At 34.5% G+C, this 10,762-nt stretch carries 11 protein-coding genes and 1 rRNA gene; all 12 read left to right on the top strand.

Going from position 1 to position 10,762, the window contains the following annotated elements; translation table 11 throughout:
* Positions 1 to 336: 336 nt before the first annotated feature.
* Positions 337 to 936 carry a hypothetical protein gene (locus BKP45_RS07625; protein WP_245747409.1) on the top strand — a complete coding sequence of 200 codons (600 nt, stop codon included), beginning with the start codon at positions 337 to 339 and terminating at the stop codon, positions 934 to 936.
* Positions 937 to 1,480: 544 nt separating this feature from the next.
* The gene (locus BKP45_RS07615; RefSeq protein WP_071389142.1) at positions 1,481 to 1,813 is read left to right on the top strand and encodes a hypothetical protein; all 333 of its coding nucleotides are present in this window, start codon (positions 1,481 to 1,483) and stop codon (positions 1,811 to 1,813) included.
* A gap of 161 nt (positions 1,814 to 1,974) precedes the next feature.
* A complete protein-coding gene (locus BKP45_RS07610) occupies positions 1,975 to 2,688 on the top strand; it encodes a hypothetical protein (protein ID WP_071389141.1) in 714 nt (237 codons plus the stop codon).
* A 118-nt stretch (positions 2,689 to 2,806) separates the two neighbouring features.
* Positions 2,807 to 3,043, top strand: a complete 237-nt coding sequence (locus BKP45_RS07605; RefSeq protein ID WP_071389140.1) for a hypothetical protein — start codon at positions 2,807 to 2,809, stop codon at positions 3,041 to 3,043.
* A 124-nt stretch (positions 3,044 to 3,167) separates the two neighbouring features.
* On the top strand, positions 3,168 to 4,061 hold the full coding sequence (locus tag BKP45_RS07600; RefSeq protein WP_071389139.1) for a S1 family peptidase: 894 nt from the start codon (positions 3,168 to 3,170) through the stop codon (positions 4,059 to 4,061).
* A 332-nt stretch (positions 4,062 to 4,393) separates the two neighbouring features.
* Positions 4,394 to 4,639 (top strand): hypothetical protein, encoded by a 246-nt coding sequence (locus BKP45_RS07595; RefSeq protein WP_071389138.1) that lies wholly within the window; start codon positions 4,394 to 4,396, stop codon positions 4,637 to 4,639.
* Between the two features lie 289 nt (positions 4,640 to 4,928).
* A complete protein-coding gene (locus tag BKP45_RS07590) occupies positions 4,929 to 5,432 on the top strand; it encodes a hypothetical protein (protein WP_071389137.1) in 504 nt (167 codons plus the stop codon).
* Positions 5,433 to 5,651: 219 nt separating this feature from the next.
* Positions 5,652 to 6,020 (top strand): HIT family protein, encoded by a 369-nt coding sequence (locus BKP45_RS07585; RefSeq protein ID WP_071389136.1) that lies wholly within the window; start codon positions 5,652 to 5,654, stop codon positions 6,018 to 6,020.
* A gap of 14 nt (positions 6,021 to 6,034) precedes the next feature.
* A complete protein-coding gene (locus BKP45_RS07580) occupies positions 6,035 to 6,361 on the top strand; it encodes a nucleoside triphosphate pyrophosphohydrolase (RefSeq protein ID WP_071389135.1) in 327 nt (108 codons plus the stop codon).
* Positions 6,354 to 8,765 carry a DEAD/DEAH box helicase family protein gene (locus BKP45_RS07575; RefSeq protein ID WP_071389134.1) on the top strand — a complete coding sequence of 804 codons (2,412 nt, stop codon included), beginning with the start codon at positions 6,354 to 6,356 and terminating at the stop codon, positions 8,763 to 8,765. The genes BKP45_RS07580 and BKP45_RS07575 overlap by 8 nt, the downstream gene beginning before the upstream one ends.
* A 22-nt stretch (positions 8,766 to 8,787) precedes the next feature.
* Positions 8,788 to 9,480, top strand: a complete 693-nt coding sequence (locus BKP45_RS07570; protein ID WP_071389133.1) for a DUF2726 domain-containing protein — start codon at positions 8,788 to 8,790, stop codon at positions 9,478 to 9,480.
* A gap of 564 nt (positions 9,481 to 10,044) precedes the next feature.
* Positions 10,045 to 10,762, top strand: a 16S ribosomal RNA gene (locus BKP45_RS07565); the annotation flags it as partial.

Raw genomic sequence — 10,762 nt, 5'->3', positions numbered from 1 at the left:
TAAATGGCTCAACAGAAGAAGTCAAAGGAAGTCATTTACCTGGGATAAATTCAGGCTCTTTCTTACTAGATATCCATTACCTTACGCCAGAGTTAAGGTTAATATTTATGACTTAAGAAAAGAGATTAGCTATATTCTGTAAATGGTAACTAGGAGGAGCCGTGTGCGTTAATAGCGCAAGCACGGTTCTGTGAGGGGAGAGAATGCAATCTACCGAGAGGTAGAGAGGTTCTCTTCTACTCGACTAGTTGAGGAACTGTTGCATTAGCAGTTCCTACTGTTGTTGAAGTAACGAGCAGGATTATTGAAGAAGTAAAATAGCCAATGGGGGATTATATGTATAAAGCAAATTTAAAAAAGTATTTAAACAGATTCCTTATTTTGCTAATTGGAGTCTTTGTTATTTACAGTATTTATGTTCAATTAGAGTATAAACACTATGTTAATCAGAGTATAGATAGAAATTATGACAATTTATCAATTATATCTGTTAAAGGAAGTAATTTGGCTAACAGGCTGGAGAAGTTTGTTCATTTAAATATCGAAAAAGAAGAAAACAGTGACGTGAAAAGCGATTTGTACAACAATTGGAGAATTGTTAACGGAGAAAGTAGAAGTATTCATTCCTATTTATTTGCTATTTCAACAATACATATGGGAGACGCATCATATGATTGGGATTTACTACAATATAGCTTATTTCGTGTTGATGGATTTATATCTGGTATGACTAATAAGTTTCTTGAAAATCATTCGTATGCTATAAGTAGTGAAGAAAAAGAGAAAATGGAAGCCGTTATTACAGTTTTTAGAACCATTAGTGAAGAAAAAGATAATGAATTAGTTGACATAGAAGACATCTTACAATCTATAAAGGAACCAATGCTAATTATTGACGACAATTATTCAGATACACTTGAACGAATAGGTAGGTAAATAAAAAAGATTGGCTTATTAAGCTAACGGATGCTTTACTGGAACAACAGCAGTAAAGCTTTTATTTTAGTATTCAGCATTTTAGTATTCAGCATTTTAGTAAAAGAAGTTACATCTAAAAAACGAAGGAAAATAGAGGAGTTCTCAAATTATGAAAAAAATTAACATTTGGTCATTTATCTTATCAATAATTTGCATTTTACTATTTTTTATCGTTTCTTTTTCAGGTCCAATAGATTATTCCCTAATGGGCACTCACCCTTTAAATCTGGTCTTATATATAACATTGATTACTTTTGTTTTAGGGGTATTAGGTTTTTCGGGTATTCAAGATTGGATAAGGGATGGCGAGAAGCGTAACTACTATAATTCTTACATTGGGATTATCAGTGTTTTTAACTTTCATTGTATTTTTTGGAAACTTGTTAAGCTAAAGAGAAGTAATAGTTGAGGAGTTGTCGTTGGAACGGTTCGGCTTCTTATTGAAGTATTGAAGTAGGTTAATAAAAAATTATGTAAAAAAGGAAATGGGGGATGAGTTCATTTGAAGAAGTTTTTTGTACTTATTCTATGCATTTTTTATTTGTTAGGTATTGTTGGTTGTTTCGTGAACGAAAAAGAAGAGGGTTTATCCGATAGACGACCGATGATTATGGTAAATGATAAAATTTATATGGATACAGGGAATGAAATACCAGTAGAAATTGATGCTTCTGCAATATTAGGAACAATAACTTCGTCGGTAAAAAACACAGAAATCCCCACGCAGAATGGGGAAAGTAATTTTGGTAACGTAGGTACACAATACGCTTTTTATAAAGAAGGTCTTGTTGTGTTATTACAAAATGAATGGATATTTTTCGAAGAAGATAAGTAGTTATATGTAAAACGGTTCTTTAAACATTGTGAAACATTACACTTAGATGAAAGCGTTAATTCAAGAAAGGATTAACGCTTTTTATGTTGAATTTATTTACAAATGAGCAGGATAAGGGCATAAGAACACTTATTAGGGAACATTAAAATGAGGTGTTGCCTATGAAAAATTATATCCGTTTAATAATAGGGTTTCTTCTTATAATTTACCCTACTATTGCAGGTGCAGAGATTGAAGGGTATGACATTGTTAGTCAGAACAATAAAGAGAATATAACTCTTTACGGAAAGAAAATGAATGGTTTATATAGGGGATTTAAAATTGATTTCAAAGGTGGTATTTACACAAGACCTTTTTGGAATAGCGAAACAAACCCTACTTACGCTCCACTAATTTTCTATATAGACATCAACAAGGACAAAAAGGAAGAGCTAATAATTACCTTGACAACAGGCTATGGTACAGGTTTGTTATGGGAAGAAGTTCATGTTTTTGACACGCTGGATAATCGACTAAACGTAAACGAAGTGATTGTTGATAATCCTTTGGCAATCATTTTAAAGAACGTAAAAACAAAGTTATCAAATGAGGAAGCAGAAATCCGTATAGGAGATAAGGAGTACAAAGTTGATATAACCACTTTTGAAATCAAACCTGAAAACTTATTTGATGATATAGGTTTTGGGAGCATTATTGATTATGAAGTAATTAACAATAAGCTTATGGTTAGAGTAAGCGGTCAAATAACACCTGCTATGTTTATTGAAGATATTATCATTACTTATGAATATCGTGATAAAATGTATCAAGCTAAAGTAATTAAATTTATAAAGGATATTGATAAAACCCCCTTTTATGGTCCAATAAAACATTAAGCGATATTCAACTAACGATTGCGAATGTGGAACAAGGAGAGGTACTTTTCTAAGCAGGATTAGTATCTCTCCTTGTTGACGAAAGAGCAGAATACTTCAAAAACAAGGGGATAATTCTATGAGTAAAAACAAAGCTTTAGTTATAATATCGATCTTACTTTTTGTTATTACAGTTATTTTTACTATTGTTTCAGATTTTACCAGTAATCCGACCTTTTTTAAGGTTGCTTTATTAATTGTAATTACTTTACAGTTTATTAGTATTATTGAAAAAAGAAGAGACAATAAAAAGTTTTTATTTGAGGGTGTAGCAATTTGTGCTTTTCTAATTGTATTAATATTTAGGGTATTTTAATTAAGTTATTTCACTAAAGATGAGCTTTAGTTTTATTAATGTAAAGCCTATTGAGGTGTAAAGAACGCTAGTGATAGTAGGAACATGTTAATTTCAATTTCGCACGAATTCTAGTGTGATTATTTTGGCTAATAATACTATTTTCAATGAAGAAGTAAACTTAAAGAAAGGTTTTGAGAGGATGAGAACCAAATCTGTAATACTTGTAATACTATTCATGTTACTAGTCTTTAGTATGTTATTTTTTAATCCCTTAATTAAATGTAAATTATTTTTTAATCAAACGATGTATAGTGGACTTATAGAAAAAATTGAAAATGAAGCACTTTCAGCGAATATTAAAATTGTTAGTTTAGAATATAGCAGTGATGAAAATAGGCAGTCAGTTTCTATTTCACCAGGCGCAAGTGGAGTAATAATCGGTAAGGAAGGCAATCGTTACTATGCACTGACGGCATATCATGTAATTTTAGAGATGGATAATGTAGATCACATTCAGTTTGTTGTTATGGGCTATGACGATATAGACATTGCAGACTACCTAAGTAAAGGCGGAGAGTTTCAGGGACAAGTTGAATACTATCAGCAATTTCCTGTTGTTTCAATCGAACAGGTTAAAGATGAATATGATTTAGCTATAATAAGTTTTATAACTGATAGTGAATATACTGTTCTGCCACTTGCAGATGAAAACCCTAAGTATGGCGACATTGTTGCATCTATGAGTAATCCATATGGGGAAAGGAATGTTATTACGATTGGAAAAATAAGCAGTAAGAAACTGAGACCTTTTGGTGATGAATTAGGAAAAATACAACAACCAATGATGGAACATACAGCTAAAGTGTCAGTAGGAAGCAGTGGCAGTGCATTACTTAATGAAAATTTAGAGATTGTTGCTTTAAATATAGGTGGGAATTATAATCTTTTTCGACAATTTATATCTGGAATGGCGATGCCAAACGAACAAATCCGTACTTTTTTAGAAGATTGGAAAAAAATTATTAGTATGGAATAACGGTTTTGATTTATTGAATTAAAATTTCCTCGAATTACTTGCTATATTTACTACTATTTATTTAATAAGATTCTTCGTTGACTCGAAATATAAGGATAAGAAAAAGAAATATAATATTTTAGATATTATTATAACTACTATTTTAGCTTTTGGTGTCCAACTGTTAATATCATTCTTATTCAATTAAAGGGTGCAATAGTTTAATAAGCTGTCGCTGCTGTAATGGTGCTAACGAGGTTTGTTAAAAAGATATTTAAATAATTATAAGTTAGTCAAAATAAAAATCATTTAACCAACCTAATTTTTGGCGAAAAGCTAAGAAGGAGATTGTGATGAAACTTTTATTATCTAAATATGCTATTTGGATTTATAGCTTAATTGTTTTCCTTGCTATTGGTTTAGTCTTAGATATTGCTACTATTGGAGCGGAAGAATATGCATTATTTGATAATGGTATGAAAGCTGCAAATGATGCTAAATTCTTACGGACTATAAATTCTTTTTATTTTCCTACAATATTAGTAAGTCATTTGTTTGTACTTACCATATTTGTTTTTAAGAAAACGAGAACACGCTGAAAATGTCATTGTACAGTTTAATGAAAATGAGTTGAAAAAATTAGTGATTGAGCAGATAAAGGGGAATTGGAAGGTTGTAATTTTAATGATATTTTCCTAGCGAAAGGAGATAGGTTAAATGAGCAACGCAAAAATAAAAGCGAATTTTCGTGTGACCGAATTAGGTGTCTTTCATCAAGTCAATCTAACCGATATAAGGATAAGTGAATGAAAGAAAATCAATCAGATATATCAAATAAAAATAAAGAAGAAAAGTAAAAGTGGTAGTGAAATTGAGTTTACAGCTCGATTGAATGCCGATCTAATTGAAAGTAGAAAAAGTAAAAAGGTTGATTTTATAAAAATATTTTTCCAGAAAGACTACCTGTCCATAGAATTACGAAAAATTATATCCGTAAAAAAGAAAAAGTTAAAAAGAAAAGACGGTTATTATGTCATATCCTATGGATATAATTCAAAGCTATTCGATGGAATAATCACACATAAAGTAGAAATAAATCGCCTGTATGAGAATGTAATTTCAAAATATGAGAGAAAAAAGATACAGGCAAAAAAGGTCAAACCAGTACAAGAACCTACAAAACCTCCACCATTAAAACCAAGTTCAAACGAAGTGAAAATATGGACAGCTAGGGACACGTCATATAGAAGGTGTGAGCATTGTCATTATTATAGTTACCGTCAAAAAATGTGTGGCCTATTTACCAAAAGGGTTGAAGAAAACAATGCCTGTATCCGATTTTATGCTCCGAAATTTAGAACGTATTCAGGAGGACGGTTTTCACCTAGGTAGAAATGTAGTAAATAGTGAATAGATAGAATTAAAGTTTCATAAAGAAATGCTAAACATATACCAAACTCCCCAAAAACTAACCAAACTTAACGTATGCATATTATTAGATGGTTAATTCTTCCCATTAAAATCTCTCTAGTTCACTTTTGCTATCCCAACTTTTGTTATATAATTCCAAGAGACAATTGTTGTATAGATATTTACCTAAGGAGTTATGTAATGACAAAACCATGCCCATTTTGCAACCCAAAAAATATCGTATTTGAAAATGATTTAGCCTTTGCAATCTTTGACATATTCCCAGTCAACAAAGGCCACTTGCTAATCATCCCGAAACGTCATGTCAGCGACTTCTTTGATACAACGCTTGAAGAAAGAGCTGCGATCAACCAGCTTCTCGAGGATGGAAAAGCCCTTTTGGCAGAAAAATACCAACCAGATGGCTATAATATCGGTATTAATTGTGGGGAAACGGCAGGTCAAACGATCTTCCATGTCCATGTTCATTTAATCCCGCGTTACAAAGGGGATATGGAAAATCCTCGTGGTGGAGTTCGTGGAGTCATACCAGAAAAGAGAATCTATTAATAAGGAGAAACCAAATGCCTATCTATAACAAATTAGTGCGAGATAAGATTCCTGAAATCATTGAAAAAGCAGGGAAAAAGTATACAACTTCCATTTTAAATGAAGAACAATACATAGCAGAATTAAAGAAAAAAAGCTTTGAAGAGCTTGAGGAATACGTGAATACAACGACGAATGAGGATGCTCTAGAAGAATTAGCAGATGTACTTGAAATTATCCATGCACTAGCTGACTATCACGGTTCGTCGATCGATGAAGTAGAAAAAATTCGTGAGAGAAAAGCCGAAAAACGGGGTGGATTTCAAGAAAAAATCTTTTTAATTGAGGTAGAGGATGACTAGGGCTGAGTTAATAACTGAAAGTCTAGTTAAACATCTTATTCGTGGTATGGAACAAGCATCAAGTATTTGTATACTAACATCCTTTGTCATGAAGTCAGGCTGTGAAATGCTTTTTGAACCATTACGAAAAGCGGCGGAACGTGGAGCAGACATTAAGATTTGTACGGGCGATTATTTATTTATCACACAACCAGAAGCGTTAAAAGCAATCTCCAACATCCATAAAAATATTGAAATTCGACTATGGAAAAGCAATGGGACATCGTTTCATCCGAAGGCGTATCTGTTTCAATTTCAAAATGACGGTCAATTAATCGTTGGATCATCAAACCTATCAAGATCAGCTCTAACAACAGGTGTTGAATGGAATGTGTCACTTTCAGAAAGCACTCGGGTTTACGAGGATGCTCTCGATCAATTTACAAAAATCATGTATCATGAGCAAACGATTGTGGTAAATGACGAGACCATTAAGACGTACGAGGAAAAGTATGAACATTTTCATCAAAAACATCCGAACCTTGTTCGTACTTGGACAAAACGAGAAGAAATGGAACTGATGCTTCCATCAGAACAAGAGCGTGCCAACGAAATGGTTAAAGAAGCTACCAATACATATGGAGAGGAAATCAAACCACGTTTTGCGCAAATTCCCGCCTTAGAAGAACTCGAAACAACGATAGAAGAAGGCTATAAAAGTGCGCTCGTTGTCATGGCAACCGGATTAGGGAAAACGTATTTAGCTGCCTTTTTTGCCAAGAGCTTTCAACGCATTCTTTTTATAGCACATCGCGAGGAAATTTTACACCAGGCTAAACATTCGTTCGAACATGTGATGAACGATAAGACGTATGGAATCTATAATGGAAAACAAAAAGAGGGAGAAGCAGATGTAGTTTTTGCCTCGATTTTCACCTTAAGTATGAAACAGCATTTAGAGATGTTTTCTCCAGATGAATTTGATCTGATTATTGTCGATGAATTTCATCATGCAGCCGCCCGCTCCTACTCTCGTGTATTGGATTATTTTCAGCCTCAGTTTTTACTTGGTATTACAGCGACACCCGATCGAAACGACAATAAAGACGTTTATGCACTCTGTGATGGGAACGTTGCGTTTCGCTTAGATTTTCTAGAAGCGATCCAACGCCAATGGCTTGCTCCGTTTCATTATTACGGGATCTATGATGATACCGACTACCGACAACTTACATGGTTAGGGAATCGATATGCAGAAGAAGAGCTATTGCAAGTGCAGCTTAAGGAGGAAATGGCTGAAAATATCGTACAAGCATGGGAAAAGCACAAGCAATCACGGACACTAGTGTTCTGCTCCTCAATCAAACAAGCAGATTACCTTGCCAATTATTTTCAACAAAAAGGCTATAAAGCCATTAGTCTACACTCAAGGCAAGTAGAGGTCAGCCGGAAACACGCCATTGAACTATTAAATAATGGTGAAATTGATGCGATCTTTACGGTCGACTTATTTAATGAAGGTATCGATATTCCATCCGTCGATACACTTTTGTTTGTCCGACCAACAGAATCGTTAACCGTGTTTACCCAGCAAATCGGACGCGGCTTGCGATTACATCCAGAGAAAAATTATTGCGTAGTTATCGACTTAATTGGAAACTATCGAAATGCTGATGTAAAACTAAGTGTCTTTGATACTTCCAATGACCCAAAGAAACCAAAACAATTTCAACCAAATGTTCCAGCTAACTGTGTATTAAATATAGAAACAGAAGTGATTAACCTGTTAGCGGAAATAGCAAGGAAATTTCAACCTAGAAAAGAAAAATTAAAAGACGCTTATTTTACGTTAAAACAAGAGCTAGGCAGAAGACCCACCTATTTAGAGATACATTTAAAAGGGCAGTCAGAAAGCATTCAATATAAACAAGAATTCAATTCCTATCTAGGCTTCTTATACTGGGCAGACGAGCTAAGCGAACGAGAAAAAGAAGTGTTCAAACGATACGAAACATGGTTGATTGAAGTAGAAAAAACAGGGATGGCTAAGAGCTACAAAATGGTTGTGTTACTTGCGATGTTACAAAGAGGGGTAAGTGATTGGTATCAACCAATTACACCCGAAGAAACCGCACCATTTTTTCATCACTACTTAACTGAAACCGAATATCGTAAAAAAATCGATTTCTCAGATAAAGAAACGAAACGTCTTTGGGACTATAATGAAGAAAAGGTAAGCAAGTTAATCGTCAAAATGCCAATGACAAAATGGAGTGGAAGTTCTAAAGGGTTAGTAACCTTTGAAAATAACCGTTTTGGATTTAGCTTTGATGTTGTTAAAGAAGATGAGGAGCTTCTTTATGAATGGACGAGGGAAATATGCGAATATCGGTTGCATGTTCATTTTGAGAGGAAGAGCAATTAAAAAAATTTAAGGGGAGATTTTAATGTCTGCTAATAATCCAGGTTGTCTAGGAGTTATTTTGAAATTATTTGGTGTTAAATTTGAAAACAAAAATTTAAAAGAAGTGGATTTTCCGTATGCGATGAGGGATGATTTCTTATCTCCCTCTGAGCATTCTTTCTATAAAGTTTTAGGACAAGTTATTCCTAAAGATTTGATTATCTGTCCCAAAGTTTCACTAAAAGATATTTTCTTTGTTACAGACAAGGATCGAAGTAACCAAAGTAAGTATTTTAATAAAATAAGTCGAAAACACGTTGATTTTTTACTGTGCTCAAGTGAAACAATGCAACCTGTATGTGGTATCGAGTTAGATGATTCTTCACATGCTAGACAGGATCGTATTAATAGAGATGAATTTATAGAACAAGTTTATAAAAAAGCAGGATTAACTTTGGTTAGATTTAAAAACAAAAGAAATTACACGCTTAATGAGGTAGCCAAGCAGCTACAGCCCATTTTGTTAGAAACAAATTCAGTCAGTATTCCAACAATGATTAAAGAAGAACTTGAAGAAATAGAACAAAATGAAGATAAAATAAATGAAGTACCGAATTGTCCTAAATGCAATATTCCATTCGTACTCCGTACAGCTAAAAGTGGGAAAAACAAAGGGAAACAGTTTTATGGCTGTTCTAATTTCCCGAAGTGTAGGGAAGTTATAGAATTGACTTAATATATATCATGAGAATTTAATTAATTTTACTGTAAAACGGGTGGTCAGTTTCCTTTGAAAAGGTAACTGATTTATCCCTAATTATAATAATGGAAGAAGCCGAGACTAATTGTTTACTATTCTTCAAGTTAGGAGTAGAGGTAAATTTTCTTTCTATATTAGTATAAAGAAAATAAGCTATGGGTTATTTTACTTGCTATTTTAATAGTTGTATGATAAATTGATAAGATCGTCACTTTAAAAGGCGTTTGCGCAGAACTTATTGGGTTTGAAATAGTAGTTACCTTTTAAATGTTTTATAAAAAAGGTGTTGCAGCGAACTGCCTGATGTGATAATATATTCCTTGTCGCTAAAAAGCGAAGTGATTATGTGGTTGTTCCAAAAAAAGTTTTTAAAAATAACTTGCGTAGAATTAGATATTATGTTATGATAATTCTTGTCGCTAAAAACAACGACGTAAACAAAAATGATGGTTCTTTGAAAACTGAACACACAGCCAAGCGAATTAAAAGAGATTTTATAATAATCTCGTCAATGTTTTATTTTGAGCTTTATCAAACAATTTTATGGAGAGTTTGATCCTGGCTCAGGACGAACGCTGGCGGCGTGCCTAATACATGCAAGTCGAGCGGACTCAATTAAAGCTTGCTTTATGAGAGTTAGCGGCGGACGGGTGAGTAACACGTGGGCAACCTGCCCTGTAGACTGGGATAACTTCGGGAAACCGAAGCTAATACCGGATAATCTTAGGAACCTCATGGTTCTTAAGTAAAAGTTGGGTTTACCTAACACTACAGGATGGGCCCGCGGCGCATTAGCTAGTTGGTAAGGTAACGGCTTACCAAGGCGACGATGCGTAGCCGACCTGAGAGGGTGATCGGCCACACTGGGACTGAGACACGGCCCAGACTCCTACGGGAGGCAGCAGTAGGGAATCTTCCGCAATGGACGAAAGTCTGACGGAGCAACGCCGCGTGAGCGATGAAGGCCTTCGGGTCGTAAAGCTCTGTTGTTAGGGAAGAACAAGTACNGTTCAAATAGGGCNGTACCTTGACGGTACCTAACGAGAAAGCCACGGCTAACTACGTGCCAGCAGCCGCGGTAATACGTAGGTGGCAAGCGTTGTCCGGAATTATTGGGCGTAAAGCGCGCGCAGGCGGTCTCTTAAGTCTGATGTGAAAGCCCNCGGCTCAACCGNGGAGGGTCATTGGAAACTGGGAGACTTGAGTNCAGAAGAGGAGAGTGGAATTCCATGTGTAGCGGTGAAATGCGTAGATATAT

The organism is Anaerobacillus alkalidiazotrophicus (assembly GCF_001866055.1).
The sequence above is the reverse complement of the archived record's forward strand: the minus strand, read 5'-3'. Positions and strand labels throughout refer to the sequence as shown.

Bases quoted from the DNA above. Each gene is read 5' to 3' on its own strand.
- BKP45_RS07610 (WP_071389141.1), top strand. From the start codon at position 1,975: ATGAAAAATTATATCCGTTTAATAATAGGGTTTCTTCTTATAATTTAC.
- BKP45_RS07580 (WP_071389135.1), top strand. From the start codon at position 6,035: ATGCCTATCTATAACAAATTAGTGCGAGATAAGATTCCTGAAATCATT.
- BKP45_RS07570 (WP_071389133.1), top strand. From the start codon at position 8,788: ATGTCTGCTAATAATCCAGGTTGTCTAGGAGTTATTTTGAAATTATTT.
- BKP45_RS07625 (WP_245747409.1), top strand. From the start codon at position 337: ATGTATAAAGCAAATTTAAAAAAGTATTTAAACAGATTCCTTATTTTG.
- BKP45_RS07575 (WP_071389134.1), top strand. From the start codon at position 6,354: ATGACTAGGGCTGAGTTAATAACTGAAAGTCTAGTTAAACATCTTATT.
- BKP45_RS07605 (WP_071389140.1), top strand. From the start codon at position 2,807: ATGAGTAAAAACAAAGCTTTAGTTATAATATCGATCTTACTTTTTGTT.
- BKP45_RS07585 (WP_071389136.1), top strand. From the start codon at position 5,652: ATGACAAAACCATGCCCATTTTGCAACCCAAAAAATATCGTATTTGAA.
- BKP45_RS07595 (WP_071389138.1), top strand. From the start codon at position 4,394: ATGAAACTTTTATTATCTAAATATGCTATTTGGATTTATAGCTTAATT.